General features: G+C 37.7%; 16 protein-coding genes. 5 read left to right on the forward strand and 11 right to left on the reverse strand.

Features of this window, described 5'->3' with window-relative positions:
• Positions 1 to 53 precede the first annotated feature (53 nt).
• On the reverse strand, positions 54 to 452 hold the full coding sequence (locus NF867_RS05100; RefSeq protein WP_252586522.1) for a DUF4783 domain-containing protein: 399 nt from the start codon (positions 450 to 452) through the stop codon (positions 54 to 56).
• 121 nt (positions 453 to 573) lie between these two features.
• On the opposite strand from NF867_RS05100, the gene gpmI reads away from it, so the two are divergent.
• A complete protein-coding gene (gene gpmI / locus NF867_RS05105) occupies positions 574 to 2,097 on the forward strand; it encodes a 2,3-bisphosphoglycerate-independent phosphoglycerate mutase (RefSeq protein WP_252586523.1) in 1,524 nt (507 codons plus the stop codon).
• 87 nt (positions 2,098 to 2,184) lie between these two features.
• The gene (locus tag NF867_RS05110) at positions 2,185 to 2,724 is read left to right on the forward strand and encodes a hypothetical protein (protein WP_252586524.1); all 540 of its coding nucleotides are present in this window, start codon (positions 2,185 to 2,187) and stop codon (positions 2,722 to 2,724) included.
• Positions 2,725 to 2,814: 90 nt separating this feature from the next.
• Here NF867_RS05110 and guaB read toward each other — a convergent pair whose 3' ends face one another.
• From guaB to NF867_RS05125, 3 genes are all read right to left on the reverse strand, one after another.
• Complete coding sequence (gene guaB / locus NF867_RS05115) at positions 2,815 to 4,287, reverse strand: IMP dehydrogenase (protein ID WP_252586525.1); 1,473 nt, start codon at positions 4,285 to 4,287, stop codon at positions 2,815 to 2,817.
• Between the two features lie 273 nt (positions 4,288 to 4,560).
• A complete protein-coding gene (locus tag NF867_RS05120) occupies positions 4,561 to 5,838 on the reverse strand; it encodes a M16 family metallopeptidase (RefSeq protein ID WP_252587117.1) in 1,278 nt (425 codons plus the stop codon).
• A 28-nt stretch (positions 5,839 to 5,866) separates the two neighbouring features.
• Complete coding sequence (locus NF867_RS05125; RefSeq protein ID WP_252586526.1) at positions 5,867 to 7,105, reverse strand: M16 family metallopeptidase; 1,239 nt, start codon at positions 7,103 to 7,105, stop codon at positions 5,867 to 5,869.
• A gap of 208 nt (positions 7,106 to 7,313) precedes the next feature.
• Here NF867_RS05125 and mqnC point away from each other — a divergent pair, with 208 nt between their 5' ends.
• Together mqnC and NF867_RS05135 are read left to right on the forward strand one after the other, a co-directional pair.
• Positions 7,314 to 8,438 carry a cyclic dehypoxanthinyl futalosine synthase gene (gene mqnC / locus NF867_RS05130; protein WP_252586527.1) on the forward strand — a complete coding sequence of 375 codons (1,125 nt, stop codon included), beginning with the start codon at positions 7,314 to 7,316 and terminating at the stop codon, positions 8,436 to 8,438.
• Between the two features lie 171 nt (positions 8,439 to 8,609).
• Complete coding sequence (locus NF867_RS05135) at positions 8,610 to 8,900, forward strand: GNAT family N-acetyltransferase (RefSeq protein ID WP_252586528.1); 291 nt, start codon at positions 8,610 to 8,612, stop codon at positions 8,898 to 8,900.
• A 99-nt stretch (positions 8,901 to 8,999) separates the two neighbouring features.
• Here NF867_RS05135 and NF867_RS05140 read toward each other — a convergent pair whose 3' ends face one another.
• The gene (locus tag NF867_RS05140) at positions 9,000 to 9,155 is read right to left on the reverse strand and encodes a hypothetical protein (protein WP_252586529.1); all 156 of its coding nucleotides are present in this window, start codon (positions 9,153 to 9,155) and stop codon (positions 9,000 to 9,002) included.
• 229 nt (positions 9,156 to 9,384) lie between these two features.
• On the opposite strand from NF867_RS05140, the gene NF867_RS05145 reads away from it, so the two are divergent.
• Positions 9,385 to 10,029 carry an NADPH-dependent F420 reductase gene (locus NF867_RS05145; protein WP_252586530.1) on the forward strand — a complete coding sequence of 215 codons (645 nt, stop codon included), beginning with the start codon at positions 9,385 to 9,387 and terminating at the stop codon, positions 10,027 to 10,029.
• Between the two features lie 70 nt (positions 10,030 to 10,099).
• Here NF867_RS05145 and NF867_RS05150 read toward each other — a convergent pair whose 3' ends face one another.
• The 6 genes from NF867_RS05150 to NF867_RS05175 form a co-directional block, all read right to left on the reverse strand.
• Positions 10,100 to 10,507, reverse strand: coding sequence for a VOC family protein (locus NF867_RS05150; protein WP_252586531.1), 408 nt, complete (start codon positions 10,505 to 10,507; stop codon positions 10,100 to 10,102).
• A gap of 11 nt (positions 10,508 to 10,518) precedes the next feature.
• The gene (locus NF867_RS05155) at positions 10,519 to 11,328 is read right to left on the reverse strand and encodes a mechanosensitive ion channel family protein (protein WP_252586532.1); all 810 of its coding nucleotides are present in this window, start codon (positions 11,326 to 11,328) and stop codon (positions 10,519 to 10,521) included.
• A 140-nt stretch (positions 11,329 to 11,468) separates the two neighbouring features.
• The gene (locus tag NF867_RS05160; protein WP_252586533.1) at positions 11,469 to 12,041 is read right to left on the reverse strand and encodes a dihydrofolate reductase family protein; all 573 of its coding nucleotides are present in this window, start codon (positions 12,039 to 12,041) and stop codon (positions 11,469 to 11,471) included.
• Between the two features lie 242 nt (positions 12,042 to 12,283).
• Positions 12,284 to 13,792, reverse strand: a complete 1,509-nt coding sequence (locus NF867_RS05165; RefSeq protein WP_252586534.1) for a M20/M25/M40 family metallo-hydrolase — start codon at positions 13,790 to 13,792, stop codon at positions 12,284 to 12,286.
• Between the two features lie 219 nt (positions 13,793 to 14,011).
• The gene (locus tag NF867_RS05170) at positions 14,012 to 14,767 is read right to left on the reverse strand and encodes a helix-turn-helix domain-containing protein (protein ID WP_252586535.1); all 756 of its coding nucleotides are present in this window, start codon (positions 14,765 to 14,767) and stop codon (positions 14,012 to 14,014) included.
• Between the two features lie 131 nt (positions 14,768 to 14,898).
• Positions 14,899 to 15,984: an acyltransferase family protein gene (locus NF867_RS05175; protein ID WP_252586536.1), complete on the reverse strand. Its 1,086-nt coding sequence runs from the start codon at positions 15,982 to 15,984 to the stop codon at positions 14,899 to 14,901.
• Between the last annotated feature and the right edge of the window lie 662 nt (positions 15,985 to 16,646).

Below are 16,646 nucleotides of genomic sequence, written 5' to 3' on the forward strand. Positions count from 1 at the left end.
CGTCGAAATTTGATGCGGCAAGATATAAAATTGTTGGCAAAACTGAGGAAAACTCATTTCTCAGATTCTACTCTGAGCTCGTTAATAAGGGTGCTGCTACCACTCTGTTTCATATAAAAAAACAAACGATAAGAGCTGGAAGAGGTACGGTAAGAACAAATAGCATATTGCATACCTTCTGGTGACGAACCGGTATGTTTTAGCTTTACTTGTATTGGGGGGTACTTAAGAAAGAAATTTCGAAGAATCATTTCTGATTGTGTTTTACTATACACATTCTCATCTTCTAAAATAGACAAGATTACAGAGGAATTAAGGTATTTTGAAATTTCTTTAGTATTGCCTGCTTCAATTGACTTTGTAATTACTTCTATCGCATCATCCTGATGTTTTGCCCCCGGTCCCGGTTGGACAAAAAATATTAATGATACTATTAAAAGTACTTTACTCACGATCTTATTAAATTATATTTTATAGTCGCCATCGTTACACAAATGATGCCAAATATTACCCCTAATACACTGTTTTTTCAATTTGTAAAGAGTTTTATTAGTAAAAAAATATATTTGTATTGTGGAAAATAATAAAAAAATCGCCCTTATCATCCTCGATGGATGGGGCTACGGTCGCCAGGATGACTCTAATGCCATCTACAAAGCAAACACTCCTTTTTTTGATGAAATTGTAAAGAAGTATCCGAACTCAAAACTCGAAGCTTCGGGTGAAGCAGTGGGATTGCCAGAAGGTCAAATGGGCAACTCGGAAGTTGGCCACATGAACCTCGGCGCCGGACGAGTTGTTTATCAGGAACTTGTGCGAATCAACAAAGCAGTTCGTGAGCACGAAATTGATAAAAACCCTGTTTTAGTCGATGCCTTTAACTATGCAAAAAAAGAGAACAAGAGTGTTCATTTTATAGGATTAGTGTCTGACGGTGGTGTACACTCACATATTAATCACCTCAAAGGACTGCTCTCAGCCGCTGCCGACCAGCAGTTACCAAACGTTTTTGTTCATGCGTTTTTAGATGGTCGGGACACCGATCCTAAAAGCGGCTTAGGCTTTATGAAAGAACTTGAGCAACATATATCACAAAGTACCGGAGTAGTGGCTTCGGCTGTTGGACGCTACTATGCTATGGACAGGGATAATCGCTGGGAGCGTGTTAAACTGGCTTATGATGTAATGGTTAAAGGTGAAGGTAAAGCAGTAAGTAATATTGAGCAAGCCATTGAACAATCGTACGCCGAAGATGTTACAGATGAGTTCTTAAAACCTATAGTTAAGGTTGATGCCGATGGCAATCCAATTGCAACCATTAAGGAAGGTGATGTAGTAATTTGCTTTAACTTCCGTACTGATCGCGGTCGTGAGATTACCAAAGCGCTAACTCAGGAAGATTTCCCTGAGCAAGGCATGAAAAAGCTTAAGCTGTTTTATGTTACCATGACTACATATGACGAGACCTTTAACGACGTTAAAGTAATCTTCACTAAGGATGATTTAGCTATGACTTTGGGTGAGGTGCTACAGAATGCTGGCAAAACTCAAATTCGAATTGCTGAAACTGAGAAATACCCCCACGTTACATTCTTCTTCTCTGGAGGCCGTGAAGCTCCATTTGATGGTGAAAAACGCTTATTATGTCCATCTCCTAAAGTGGCTACTTACGATTTGAAACCTGAAATGAGTGCATTTGATATCAGAGATGCCATTTTGCCTGAGTTACAAAGCAAATGGCCAGACTTTATTTGCTTAAACTTTGCCAATACCGACATGGTTGGGCACACCGGAGTTTTCAGTGCTGCAATTAAAGCTGCCGAAACTGTTGACAGTTGCTTACAATCGGTAGTTGAAACAGGTATTGAAAACGGATATTCATTCATCATTATAGCTGACCACGGTAATGCTGATTACATGATCAATGATGACGGAACTCCAAATACTGCGCACACCACCAACCTGGTTCCTTGCATTATTATCGACAATGATGTAAAGACAGTTAAAAACGGAAAACTTGGTGACATTGCCACCACCATTTTAAAAATGATGGATATTCAAAAACCTGCAGAAATGACAGGTAATGAATTAGTATAGTTTTATAGTCTACAACCAGTTTGTAAAATCTATATAGAACAATTTTATAGCCTCCTATTAGGGAGGCTTTTTTATTACTTTTAGGCCATGAATAAAACATCGTATTTACTTTTTATTTGCTTACTAGTCATTTCAACTGCTTGCATTAAACAAAATGTGCAATCGAAGGCTAATAATCGATATTTCGACTTGAAAGTATATTTTGAAAATGAGATTAAACGATTAAATGCGCAAGATCAAAAGGTGAATAAAACGGTGAATGATAATGGTAAAGTTGAAACCAAATCGATTCGAGATACGCTATGGGCAGATGAATTAAGTGTATTCGAAAACTCAAATATTAACAAACCAGCATGGAGCAAAAGTTATAATGTTTTGAAAACTGATAGCTCTGAGGTTTACACTGCGGTTGATACACTTTTAAAAACACGAAAAATAAGCATTCTAAGATTTCCTAACGGTTCTATCAGGAATATTTCAATTGTAAATAAAACTGAGAATGAACTATATGATTTAGAGGAAAAACTGGAGTACGCGCCCAATAATTTTTATTCGATTGAAAGAAAACAAAAAGCAACGTTAATGCAAGAACGTTATTTCAAGGTAGAGGGGAGATTTATCAACTAATCTTTAAAAAAACAGAGTTACATCAACCTGAATGAATCTTTATGATTAAAATCAGTTTGATATAACTCTGTAAACAATATAAGCGCCTAATTACTTAGTTGAATAATTCGGAGCTTCTTTAGTAATTGTAATATCGTGAGGATGACTTTCACGCATACCCGCAGCGGTAATACGTACAAACTTAGCTTCTTGCAAATCTTCGATAGTACGAGCACCACAATAACCCATACCAGCTTTTAATCCACCGATATACTGGTACATCACCTCAGCCAATGTGCCTTTATAAGGTACACGACCAACAATACCTTCAGGTACTAATTTCTTAATATCATCTTCAACATCCTGGAAATAACGATCTTTAGAACCTTGTTCCATTGCTTCAACAGAACCCATTCCACGATATGATTTGAACTTACGACCTTCGAAAATGATGGTTTCACCTGGAGACTCTTCTACCCCAGCAAATAAAGATCCCGCCATTATTGAACTTGCACCTGCTGCAATCGCCTTAACAATGTCACCTGTTTGCTTAATACCTCCATCGGCAATAACCGGAATGCCAGTACCTTTTAAGGCTTTAGCAACCTCATAAACAGCCGTTAACTGCGGTACACCTACACCGGCAATAATACGGGTAGTACAAATTGAGCCCGGGCCAATACCTACTTTTACACCATCAACACCAGCTTCTTTAAGTGCCAAAGCAGCATCGGCAGTGGCAATATTACCAGCAATCACTTCAAGCTTAGGGAAAGTAGTTTTCACTTTTTTCACCATCTCAATAACTCCTCTTGAGTGGCCATGAGCTGTATCAACTGTAATCACATCAACTCCAGCGTTTACCAAGGCAGTAACACGCTCAATGGTGTCAGCGGTTACCCCAACAGCTGCACCAACACGTAAACGACCGTGTTCGTCTTTACATGCAATTGGATAAGCTTTAAACTTCTGAATATCTTTAAATGTAATTAAGCCGGCTAACGTACCGTCAGCTTTAACTACCGGAAGTTTTTCAATTTTATGTTTTTGAAGAATTTCCTCTGCGTTCATCAAATCTGTTCCTTCTGGAGCGGTGATAAGATTTTGAGTAGTCATTACATCACTTACGGGAAGAGAAACATCTTTCTGGAAACGCAAATCGCGGTTGGTTAAAATACCAAGCAGTTTATTGTTGCCATTGATAATTGGAATACCACCAATCTTGTTCTCTTTCATTAGGCGTAAAGCATCACTCAATTTAGCATCTACAGTTAACGTAACAGGATCCTGAATCATACCACTTTCTGAACGTTTTACTTTACGAACAGCAGCAGCTTGTTTTTCAATGCTCATGTTTTTGTGGATCATACCTAAACCTCCGGCCTGAGCAATGGCTATAGCCAACTCAGCATCGGTAACGGTATCCATAGCAGCAGAGATGATCGGAACGTTAATCTTAATGTTTCTGGTTAGATTAGATTGGGTGTTAACTTCACGTGGTAAAACTTCTGAGTACGCTGGAATCAGCAACACGTCATCGTAAGTAAGGCCGTCGAGAACAAATTTTGATGGGTCTAAATGCATGGCAAATAATTTTAGGAGTTATTATTTGCCGGGCAAAGGTAAAGAAAATATCCGGTTTGCGAAACCCTTAATTAAAGATTCTTTGCAATTCGTTTTTTATGACAAAATAATGGCAGTGTTTAGTCGGCTGTATTCAGTCATCCGTCGGTAGTACACTGTCTACTGTACTCAGTATGCAGTCTTCAGTTTACAGTACTCAGTTCACGGTCTCCAGTAGAAATAAACGAAACATACTGCTTTCTGGAGACTGATGACTGGGCACTGTTGACTTGTTTACTTTTTCCCTACCACCACTTCCAGAAAATTATCAGCTAGGTATTTATTGGCTAACTGTTGCAGATGCTGCGGAGTGACTGTTTTAACTGTTTCGAAGAAATTCTCGTAATAATCATAATCTAAGCCATAAAGCAGAATTCCTTTAAACTTATCAGCATGTGAAAACGCATTTTCCAGACTTCCTAAAAATGAACCCAACATATAATTTCTTACCAGACTTAACTCTTCATCTGGAATAAGAATATTTTTCAGGATATCAATTTCTTTGTAAATCTCCGTTAATGCATTCGAACAAACCTCGGCACCAACTTCGGTAGCAACAAAGAAGTAACCAGCCTCTTTAAGTGAAACAATAGCCGACCCTATTCCATAGGTATAGCCCTTATCTTCGCGGATATTGGACATTAACCGTGAACCAAAATAACCGCCAAATACAGTATTTAACACCTGCATTGCCTGAAAGTCGGGATGCGATTTATTGAACAATGGTTTACCCAGTCGAATGGCTGATTGTAAAGCATCAGGTCTTTCTACAAAATTTACCAATGTGGATGATGGCTCTAACACAGGCTTACTCACCACCAATTTTTCATCCGACAACCAATCATCATTACCAAATAGTTCAGCAATCAGTTGGCGTTCTTCAGCTTTTACCTTTCCAGAAATTATAATAATACAATTACCAGCAGTATATTGCTTGGCTCGAACAGCTAATAATTCTTCTCTTGTTAATTTATCGTAATCCTCGGCCTGAACATTATATCCGTAGTAAGAATTATCACCAAAAAGCACCTGATTGAATTTCTTACGGGCAAGAAAATCATTCTTCTGTTGATTTACCTTAAGTTTCTGCTTACTATTTTGAATATAAGTTGAAAGCTCCTGCTCTGGGAAACAAGCCTCTGTTATTATCTCTTTAATTATTGGCAGCGTACTCTTTAGATGCTTATTTAAACTGTAAAGAGTAACACTTGAATGATCGAAGCCTGCTTCATGTTGAAAAAAGGCTCCATAAAAATCGATCTTATCCGCCAACTGAGAAGCCGTATAATGAGGAGTTCCCTCATTCAACATTGAATTTGTGGCACCAATAGCCAAAGGCTGTGCAGCATTCCAATCAACATTAGGAAAAATAAATTCTACCCTCACCAAATCTGCTTCCGAAGCATCGATAAAATATAGATCAATGCCGTTTTGCAGTTTTTGACATTCGGGTTTTATAAGTTTTATGCTTGAGATGGCCTTAAATTGCGGCTCCGATTTTCTGTCTAAAATCATTTTATTCGTTGATAAGTTGGTATTACTAATTTTCACTTAAGTAATACAAGGTAGAACAATTGGTATCAGTAAAAATCTTATTCGCCTGTTCCTGAATTTGATTTGCAGTTACCGACTGATATTTTTCTCTTTCGAGGTTATAATTGGCTGCATCTCCCAGCAATTCAAAATAAGCAAGGTTCATTGCTCTATCAAGCAGGTTCAACTCCGAGAACACCATAGTCGATTCAATTTTATTCTTCACCTTGGTTAACTCGTCTTGCTGTAGCACTTCATTTTTAAGGCGTTCAAGTTCAACTTGAATAGCAGCTTCCGCCTGTTCCATTTCAACTCCATTCACCAATTTACCTTCAACAATGAACAATCCCGGATCCATATCTCCTGAAACATAAGCATTAATTTCGCTAAACAGTGGTTGCTCCTTAACCAATGAACGGTATAAACGAGATGAATCACCACGAGAAAGCAAATCAGAGATCAGATCGGTGGCATAAAACTCTTTTTGCTTGCGATCGCCAATATGATAGGCTTTATAAATAGCGTTTAACGGAACCTTTGCTTTAATTGTTTGAGTGCGAGCTTCTGTTTGAACAGGCTCCTGTATTAGGTTTCTATTGTACCTTTCTCCAGCAGGAATAGGCCCAAACCATTTTTCTGCTAACTGTTTAACTTCTTCTAATTTCACTTTTCCGGCAACTACCAAAATGGCGTTTTGAGGATTATAATGCTTAGTGAAGAAAGCTTTTACGTCATCTAAAGTTGCATCCTCGATATGCGAAAGCTCTTTACCAATTGTTGCCCATTGATAGGGATGCTTTTTAAATGCCAACGGACGAAGATTTAGCCAAACATCTCCATAAGGCTGATTTAAATACCGCTGTTTAAATTCCTCGCATACCACATTGCGCTGCACTTCCAAACTTTTTTCTGAAAACGCCAAACTCAGCATCCGGTCTGATTCGAGCCAAAAGGCCGTTTCAAGATTTACAGCAGGGACCTGTATGTAGTAATTGGTTATATCATTGGTGGTAAAGGCATTGTTCTCACCTCCTACTCTTTGCAATGGCTCATCATAAGAAGGAATATTAACCGAACCTCCAAACATGAGGTGCTCGAATAAATGTGCAAACCCTGTTTTAGTAGGATCTTCATCTCTGGCACCTACATCGTATAATACGTTTAAAACTGCCATTGGCGTTGCAGGATCTTCATGCACCAAAACACGCAGTCCATTATTTAAAGTAAATCTTTCGAAATTTATCATCAGGATTTTGTTAAAACGGGATTACAAAAGTAATGGTTTATTCCAAGCTTTTATCGCTCCCAAACTCGAAATTCAAAACCATAAAATAAACAACAATTATGAACTTTTGTTATTGCAGGATCAAATATGTTCTTCAGTTTATAAGCGAAGGTTTATATTTGCCAATCATTAGTTCGCACGCCCCCTGACAAGGGATACTATCCGTAAAATGAACACCGAAAAATTATTAGAAAAGGCTCTCAATTTTGAATTTTTAACCGCTGATGAAGGATTACATCTATTTAAAAATGCTTCCACGGCCCAGTTAATGCACGTTGGTCATCAGTTAAGAATGATACAAAAACCAGATAACCTGGTTACATGGATCATCGACCGAAATTTAAATACCACTAACGTTTGTATTGCCAACTGTAAATTCTGTAATTTCTTCCGTCGCCCAGGTCATGATGAAAGTTACATTACCGATATCGAGACCTACAAGGTTAAAATTGAAGAGACATTTAGGTATGGTGGAGAGCAGTTGTTATTGCAAGGCGGTCATCACCCTGATTTGGGTTTAAATTATTATGTTGATCTTTTCAAGGAACTAAAAAGGTTATACCCAACCCTAAAACTACATGCTTTAGGTCCACCGGAAATTGCCCATATTGCTAAACTCGATAAGCTTTCACATACGGAAGTACTTACAGCCTTAAAGGAAGCCGGACTAGATTCATTACCTGGCGCCGGTGCTGAAATTTTAAATGACCGCGTACGTCGTTTAATTTCAAAAGGAAAGTGCAGTGGTCGTGAGTGGTTAGATGTGATGCGCGCTGCCCATCAGCTTCATTTGACTACCTCAGCCACCATGATGTTTGGTCATGTTGAAACCCTGGAAGAACGCTTTGAGCATTTAGTTTGGCTACGCGAAGTTCAATCTGAAAAACCTGCAGATGCAAAAGGATTTTTAGCCTTTATCCCATGGCCTTTCCAGGATGATGGAACATTATTACGCCGAATCAGAAATGTGAGAAATACAGTTACCGGCGACGAGTATATACGAATGATCGCATTAAGCCGTATCATGCTGCCAAACGTAAAAAATATACAAGCTTCTTGGCTAACCGTTGGTAAGCAAGTAGCGCAAATGTGTTTACATGCCGGGGCTAACGACTTCGGTTCAATTATGATTGAAGAGAATGTGGTTTCGGCGGCTGGTGCTCCACACCGCTTTACAGCCAGCGGCATTCAACAAGCTATACGTGAGGCAGGTTATACACCTCAGTTGCGTAACCAGCAGTATGAATTCAGAGAATTACCTGAACACTTAGAAGATCAAGTAATTAGTTATTAACTAACATTTAACGTTACAAAATATCAACTCCCTTTTAACTAAAAAAGGGAGTTTTTTTTTTGGATAAAGTGAAAGAGCTATCATCTTCTACAACTTGCTAAATCGATCGCCCTTTCTTGCTTTTTTGCCATGGCTAAGAAAAGCTGTATCTTTTGTTTAAATCTTCATAGAATGGAAACAGCATTAAATGTAATACAAACTGAAAAACATTACGAAACCGAAGTAGAAGGTCATAAGGCTTTTATTGAATATATGAAGTCGGGTAACAGTATTTACCTTACTCACACCGAAGTAGCTCCTGAACTGGAAGGGAAAGGCATTGCTAAAAAATTGGTAGAAACTGTTCTTAAAATGATCGAGGATGAAGGCAAGCAACTGGTTCCCTTATGTCCCTATGTGGCCGCGTACTTGAAAAGACATCCTGAATGGAAGCGTATTCTGGCGCAAGGTTATAATGTATGATCAAACAGGAAACAACTATTAAAAAGCGGTTCTGTTTTGCATCAGAACCGTTTTCAGTTATTTATAATCAATCTGAAGGCAAATTATTATAAGTATCGATCACACATTTATACTCACCATTACTTGACGTTTCCATACACTAACACATTTAAAACAGAAGGTATCAAGCTTTGATGTATCTTTTGATGAAACCAGTATAGAATATCCTGTACCAGTTTCGTACAAAATATCCTTTGTTCCTTCGAGTGATTCCATATATAACCTTACATCTTTTAATGAATAGCATTAATAATGACCATAAAATTTTCATAAGCTTTGTTTTATAATAATTAAATTAGAATAGCTGATCATAAATTTCTTTTTTAGCCTTAATCAGCTTTCTTTATCGATAGAAAAAACTGAAATTATAACAATCAGCACAACTATTTTAGCTTATTAACAATATTACAATCAACCTTTTCTAATTGTAAAAATTTAAAAACATATGAATAAAATTGGAGTCATCGGTTCAGGTGTAGTAGCTCAAGCACTAGCATCTGGTTTTATTAAACATGGGTTTGAAGTGATGATGGGAACCAGCGACAGCACGAAACTTACTGAATGGCTGTCAAATGCCGGAAACAAAGGTTCTGTAGGTTCATTGGCCGAAGCAGCCTCTTTTGGAGATATGATCGTTTTTTCTGTTAAAGGAACAGCGGCTGAAAAGTTAATACTTGAGCTAAAAGATTATTTAAAAGGTAAAACCGTGATCGATACAACTAATCCGCTCAATGATTCCCCTCCTGTTAATGGAGTTCTCTCGTATTTTACCGGCCCTAACGAATCATTAATGGAGCGTCTTCAAAATTTAGTTCCTGATGCACATTTTATTAAGGCTTTCAGCTGCATCGGTAGTTCTTTTATGATAAACCCTTCGTTTAATGAAGGCATACCTACCATGTTTATCTGCGGGAATAATGATCATGCAAAAGCTGAAGTCAAAAAAATTGTGGAGCTATTTGGTTTTGACGTTGCCGACATGGGCAAAATGGAAGCAGCCAGAGCAATTGAGCCTTTGGCAATGCTTTGGTGTATTCCAGGTTTCTTAAATAACAATTGGAGTCATGCATTTAAATTGATGTATGCTTGATTTGGCTTCGACATATAAAGACCGTTAGAATTAGAACAAAAAAGCTTCAGATTAAAATCTGAAGCTTTTTTTAAAACGTATGCAGGGGCTTATGAAACGATAACTTAAAACCATCGGGATCAGTTAAATCAAGCGTCTGCCATCCGTAACCGGTAATATAAGGTTCTTTTAATGCTATATTTTTACTTTTCAGCGACTGATACAATCCATCAATGTCATTGCATGCAAAATAGAGACACACATCGCCATGATGATCATTCCGAAGCAACTCCTGATTATGTGGCCGGTCAGGTTTTTCGTATTGGGTATTAAGCATTAATTCAATATCATTTAATCGAAGTAATACCCACCCAATATCATCTTGAGGCCCTGCCGATTCGATCAAATTAAAGCCCAGCACATTGCAATAGAATGCCAGGGAGGTTTGCATATCGTAAACCATTAGCATTGGGGTCATTCCTGTTATTTTGTGCTTCATGGTTAGTCGAGTTATTTATTTATAATAACCCGGGTTGGGACAGGACCGGTAACATTATTTTTATCCCAGGCATTTTTCACATCCTCCTGCACTGTAAAAAATGCATCCCAGTACTCGGCAGGTGTTGCATAAGGACGAATTGCGAGGGTTATCATTCCATCGCCAACTTTAATTACATTTACTGATGGAGCAGGCTCCTTTAAAACAAACTTATTTGCCTCAATTGTCTGTAAAGCAATACTGCGTACCTTTTCAATATCATTATCAGGCGCTACTGCCATTGTAATATCCACACGCAGATTCCCATGTCGGCTGTAATTAACAATTGTACTATTCGATACGCCCCCGTTAGCAAGGATTACTGTTTTGTTTTCAGGTGTAAGTAAAATAGTGTTGAAAATTTGGATTTCCAGCACATGGCCTGTTTGTCCACCCGATTCGATTAAATCGCCAACTTTAAAAGGTTTAAAAACCAATATTAAAACTCCGCCTGCAAAATTTGCCAACGATCCCTGCAAGGCCAAACCTATAGCCAAACCTAATGCACCGATCACTGCCACAAAAGAAGTGGTTTGAATGCCTAACATTCCAGCAACGGAAATAAGTAATAAAATTTTCAACCCAACACTCACTAAACTTCCCAGAAAAGATTGTAAGGACACATCAATTCCTCGTTTACGCAACCCTTTAGAAACCAATCGTGCCACCATGTTGATCAAGTAAAGTCCGATAATAAAGACTATTAATGCACCTAGAACTTTTGGACCGAAGATGGTGAGCCAGTCAATAAATTTTGTTGAGTAATTATTTAACTTATCCATAGTGTTTTATTGTGGTTAACTACTGTATTTTGTGAACACTAAATAATTTAAACAAAAAATATCTTAGGATTAAATAAACTGTCAGTTTGAAGTGTTTTTTAACACAAGAAGCAGCAATCAGAGATGTGGGCGATTAGTTGTTATTGTTTGTCCACTGTATAATTCAGTTCAGTTACCCCGCAAGTAAATTGTCGGGTAGTCAATAAGTTTAGTTTTATTTTGTCTTTGATGTCTACAAATAATGGAATACCTCGACCAAGAATAATTGGATTAACAAATAGCCAGTAGCCATCAATTAAGTTCAATTGAATAAGCGAATGCGTTGCTGAAGGACTGCCAAAAAGCAAGATTTCATTCCCTGCCTGCTGTTTTATTTCATTTATGCTGTCCGAAAGATTGTCGCTAATTATTTTTGTGTTAGTCAAGTCCTCATTGTTCATTGTTTTTGATAAAACAACTTTGTGCACTTTGCTATACCATTTTGAATGTTCAATATCGTGCTTGGTCGCATTCGGCTTTTCTCCTGCGGTAGGCCAGTAATCTTCCATCATCTGATAGGTTACTCGTCCATACAATGCAGTATCACCTTCGCTTATCCTCAGTCCGACAAAATCAAAAATCTCCTTATCCACTTTAATCCAGTCCATTTCACCGTTCGGTCCTGCTACAAAACCGTCAAGCGATATATGCATAAATGAAATTATTTTTCTCATATGACTATTTTTATTGCTTTCTATAAGTTATTAGTGTCTTTTTACAATGAGGCATACGGCATTTATATACGAGGTTGCTGGTCTTTGAAAGGTAAACTCCCCCCGAAACAAAACGTTATTTAAAAACCAAACTACAAATCTAAACTGCGAGCAATCTTGCATACATGTTGCTAGCGGAACACGCAAATCTTATGTTGAGCATTGATACTTTTATAAACTACGTAGGCATAAGTGCTTTCTACCTACTTAAGTTTACTTTCTTCGTCTGCTACATGCTGCAAGTAATAGCAATACAATAGTTGTCCCTTTCGAATGCTTGATAACCGGAGATATTCATTCGAAGCATGCCATTTCTCATCAGGTAGTTCAAAACCTAATGAATACGGATAAATCCCCAAGGTTTCTTTAATGTCAATCAAAGATCCAGTAGAAAAACCTGCACCAAGTTGTAAGGGTTGTTTTCCATAAATTTTGAATAAGGCATCAGCTACATAATTATAGGCTTTGGTGTCTGCAGGAAATTTCAAGGGGTTTGCTCCTCCTTTGGTTAATTTATAAGAAACGGTAGCGCCCAAAGGACAATTTTTATTGATATGCTTTACTATTAAATCAATAATTTCATCCGGTGATTGATTATTAACCAAGCGACACGTTATTCTTGCCATAGCATTCCCAGGAATAATATTTGAATGTCCTTCCGCTGCTGTATAACCGCTTTGCATACCAATTATTTCGAGTGTAGGACGGTACCATACTCGTTCAAGTGGCGAAAAAGTAGTATCGCCAGACTCCGCTAAGGTGCCTAATAATTTCATATCATCAGATTTATTATAAGGCACTTTTTTTATCATTTCTTTTTCTTCTAAAGTGGTTGGTACTACTTTATCATAAAACCCCTTTACGGCTACATTTCCTTCTTTGGTATAAAACGATGAAATAATTTGCGACATAATTACCGCAGCATTAGGAGTTTTTCCACCAAATTGCCCCGAATGTGCGTCCGTATTAGCTGTTTTTACTGTAAACTCCATGATTGCAGCACCTCTTAAGCTCATCAAAATAGATGGCGTAGTTTCACTGTATTGGCTACCATCAGCATTTAATGCAAAATCAGCTTTCAACAAGTTTTTATTTTCATTAATAAATTTTTTAAAATTGGGACTGCCTTTTTCTTCTTCTCCATCAAAGATAAATTTAACATTCACGGGTAATTTGCCGTCCGTGTGCAACATGGCTTCAACCGCCCAAATAGTTATCATAACGCCACTTTTGTCATCACTGGCACCACGTCCAACTATTTTACCATCTGTTACTTTTGGTGCAAAGGGCGGATTATCCCATTCCGATTCCTTTACAGGTTGCACATCGTAATGAGCATAAATTAGCACAGTGGGTTTACCTGGCGCTTTATCCCAACAGCCATATACAATAGGACTCCCATCTGTCGGTATTGTTTGCGCCCTTGTCATTCCAATAGCCTTTAATTTATTTACGATCCATGCAGCTGCCTTGTCAATATCTAATTTATTTGCAGGAAGAGAAGATATGCTTGGAATAGCTATCAGCTCCATAAATTCTTTTAAGTGTACGTCATTATTGTCGTCAATGTATTTTTCATAAGACGTCAGGGAGCCTTTTACTTGGTTCTTTTTTGAGGTTTTAGAATTAGTAGTCTGAGCTATCAAATTCGTGCTCGCTAAAAGATTCAAGCTAACAATGATCGACAAGGCTAAAGATTTTGAAATTGTCATTATGATTATTTTTTAGGCGCAAAGTTTAACTATTAAATCTCCTCGACGTTTTTGGTTTGCAGCTAACTGTAATGGTTGTTGATGTTGCGTACTCCGTTGAAGGCCCAGCACGACATAAATGAATATAAACAAAAAGTGCGGCACTTAAAACGCCGCACTATAGAAATGAATATTGATCTATTATAAATTTCACTTAACCTAATATAAGATCAGTAGTTCTTAGGAAGGAAGCTTTTTTATTGCAGTGATATTTACGAACCTTTCGTCTTTGTTTTTGCTCAACACTTTTGGTGTTACACCTGCATACTTTTTGATTTCTTTAATAAAATGATTTTGGTCGGTGAAACTTTGTTCAGGATAAAGTTTGCCTTCGCTGAGGCCTTTAAATGATTCGCCAATACGAAGAATGCTGCAATAGGTTTTGAGAGAAATTCCAAATTGCTGATTGAAGTACCGATTGATCTGTCTACTGCTCCAATATACTTTTTCAGAAAGCTCTTTTACTGTAATTGCGCCGTGAAAAGAATAGAGAAGGTCAAATAATTTTCTCTTTCTGCTATCAATACCGGTGGTAGTAACTGACACTATTTTTTGTGATGCTTTGCAACAAAATTTTTCCAGGCTATCAAAATCATTTTCGTAGAATTGCCAAAAGTCATTTGAAATAGCTCTGCCTTCATTCAATACGTCTTTGATCGAATCACCCAACAAATATTCCACCGCCAAAAGTTTCAATCCGATGGAAAACATTTGTGTTCCATCTTCAATTTTCACTTGCGATGGCTCTGTGTCAATTCCCCGGACCATTAATTCCCAGTTCGATGAATTTATTTTCAGGGCAATCAAATCAACCATTCCGTTTGGCAATACCGTTGAAGAAACGTCTTTCCCTGTATTGTTTTCCAGCATCCAAAAACTGTGAACAAAATGCGAAATGTTTTTGTCGGGTAATATTGATTTGATAATAAGGTTCATTTTTTATTCCGCAACTAATTTAAACAACCATTCAAACTATTTCTTTTGCTACTTGCCTCTGGCCCATCAAGAGTAAAGTGAGGCTATGCTAAACACTTCCAATAACACAGTTGCCTTAATTCTTAGCGAAATCAGACGTTTCTATTCCGAGCAATCCTGGTTAAGTATTTCCTAACAGGTATATCATAAACCACCATAACCACGTAGGCTATCAAAATTAATAAAATGGTTCCGCTTATGATGATAAGAGGCAAGTCGGCCATTGGAGGCTTTTTACTCGTGCAATAATTCCCAAATACCCATATAGCTGCATAATGGGTCATATATAAGGGATAGGAAATTTTTCCCGAAAACTCACAAACCTTTTCGATGCGGGGAGATAAAAAGGTTCCGGCTCCGATTGAAACCAGCAATGGGAAATAAAAAAGCACAACTATTCCTTCTGATAACCAATTCCATTTAAACGAGGGCATCAGGAAGGCCATCGATAATAAAATGGCCAAACCCGTAAAGCCAATTTTGTTTTTAATAATCCATTGTGATCGGTAAATCAAAAGTCCGGCTAAAAAGGAGTAGGCAACACGAACACCGCCATCCCAAAAGCTATCTCTTCCCCATCCTCCCATCAGGTTACCTGAACGATAACTGATAAAGCAAATACCCAGACCTGCCACTATTGTTAAGGCAAGTAATGAACGACGACCGATTTTGTATAAAACAAAGGCATAAAAAATATTGGCAACATATTCCCAAAATAATGACCATGCAGGTGCATTGAAAGAGAACAGGTTAAAAAACCGCTCTTCCATAATTGGAAGCGGAATAAGAAAAACAGAGCAAAGAATCAGCAAAATAAGCTTGCCGAAACCGTATGCAGGATAAGCTGCAAAAGGGTCGAAAAAGAATCCAATCACACCCAATACTGTACCCAAAATAACAAGGGGATGTAGTCGAATAAACCTCGATTTGAAGAATTCCTTAACTCCCATTTTCTCCAGGCGATCATCATAAGCGTAGGCAATTACAAACCCGGATAAGCAGAAGAAAAAATCAACAGCTAAAAAACCATGACCGATGAAATTTTTAGTGTAGTCGGTGAACACCCATTCCATAAAATGGAAAATCACCACAGCCAAAGCTGCGACACCTCTTAATCCGTCAAGAATTTTAAAATGCTGTTTAGTTTTTACAGGAGGGTTTAATACTACTTCGCTCATTGATTACCGTAAAATTGGGCCCAATGATAGAAAATATATTTGGGTTAGGTAAGGGCTTAAGTGTAATAATGTTATTTCGGATGATTGGGTTTCAGGAGCTATCTGAAGTCTTAGCGAAGCGGAGTTGTTTCTTTTCCTATTTATCCCAGTGTAATCCTGATAGCTATCGATGTAGAGATTCATGACACAATTTACAAACAGAAACAAGCCATTTGATTGGCTCATTTCCAATTTTATTTTTGGCGTATCGCTTGTGATGCACTTGTGTTGCGCGTGCGCCACAATAAACACAACTCCAATGATCTCGCTGAAGTACCACATACCTCTTTCGTCTCCATTCCTCAGATTTAAGATATACATTTCGGTAATAATCACGACGACGTCTTCGTTTAATCTCGAAGATCAAACGTTTAACTCCCCATATAACAAATACAAAGATTAGAAAGAGTAAAATCTGAAAATTCATGATATTCACGCCAACAGTTAATCAATTGATTGAATTCAGTGGTTGCGAAAGTACAACAACAATATTTAAAAAAACCTTGACATAAATCAATTAACAAACTGACAATTAATCGAATAAAAAAATGTATAATGATAGATTTCGTATTGACTTCAAGCAAAAGTGCCAAAGCTACTTTTTAGAAACTTTGGCACTTTTA

Origin of the sequence: Solitalea agri (assembly GCF_023914155.1) — a bacterium.
Lineage (GTDB): Bacteria > Bacteroidota > Bacteroidia > Sphingobacteriales > Sphingobacteriaceae > Solitalea > Solitalea agri.

Coding starts and splice junctions, on each gene's coding strand:
- NF867_RS05110 (WP_252586524.1), top strand. CDS start 2,185: ATGAATAAAACATCGTATTTACTTTTTATTTGCTTACTAGTCATTTCA.
- guaB (WP_252586525.1), bottom strand. CDS start 4,287: ATGCATTTAGACCCATCAAAATTTGTTCTCGACGGCCTTACTTACGAT.
- NF867_RS05125 (WP_252586526.1), bottom strand. CDS start 7,105: ATGATAAATTTCGAAAGATTTACTTTAAATAATGGACTGCGTGTTTTG.
- mqnC (WP_252586527.1), top strand. CDS start 7,314: ATGAACACCGAAAAATTATTAGAAAAGGCTCTCAATTTTGAATTTTTA.
- NF867_RS05135 (WP_252586528.1), top strand. CDS start 8,610: ATGGAAACAGCATTAAATGTAATACAAACTGAAAAACATTACGAAACC.
- NF867_RS05140 (WP_252586529.1), bottom strand. CDS start 9,155: ATGGAATCACTCGAAGGAACAAAGGATATTTTGTACGAAACTGGTACA.
- NF867_RS05145 (WP_252586530.1), top strand. CDS start 9,385: ATGAATAAAATTGGAGTCATCGGTTCAGGTGTAGTAGCTCAAGCACTA.
- NF867_RS05150 (WP_252586531.1), bottom strand. CDS start 10,507: ATGAAGCACAAAATAACAGGAATGACCCCAATGCTAATGGTTTACGAT.
- NF867_RS05155 (WP_252586532.1), bottom strand. CDS start 11,328: ATGGATAAGTTAAATAATTACTCAACAAAATTTATTGACTGGCTCACC.
- NF867_RS05160 (WP_252586533.1), bottom strand. CDS start 12,041: ATGAGAAAAATAATTTCATTTATGCATATATCGCTTGACGGTTTTGTA.
- NF867_RS05165 (WP_252586534.1), bottom strand. CDS start 13,792: ATGACAATTTCAAAATCTTTAGCCTTGTCGATCATTGTTAGCTTGAAT.
- NF867_RS05170 (WP_252586535.1), bottom strand. CDS start 14,767: ATGAACCTTATTATCAAATCAATATTACCCGACAAAAACATTTCGCAT.
- NF867_RS05175 (WP_252586536.1), bottom strand. CDS start 15,984: ATGAGCGAAGTAGTATTAAACCCTCCTGTAAAAACTAAACAGCATTTT.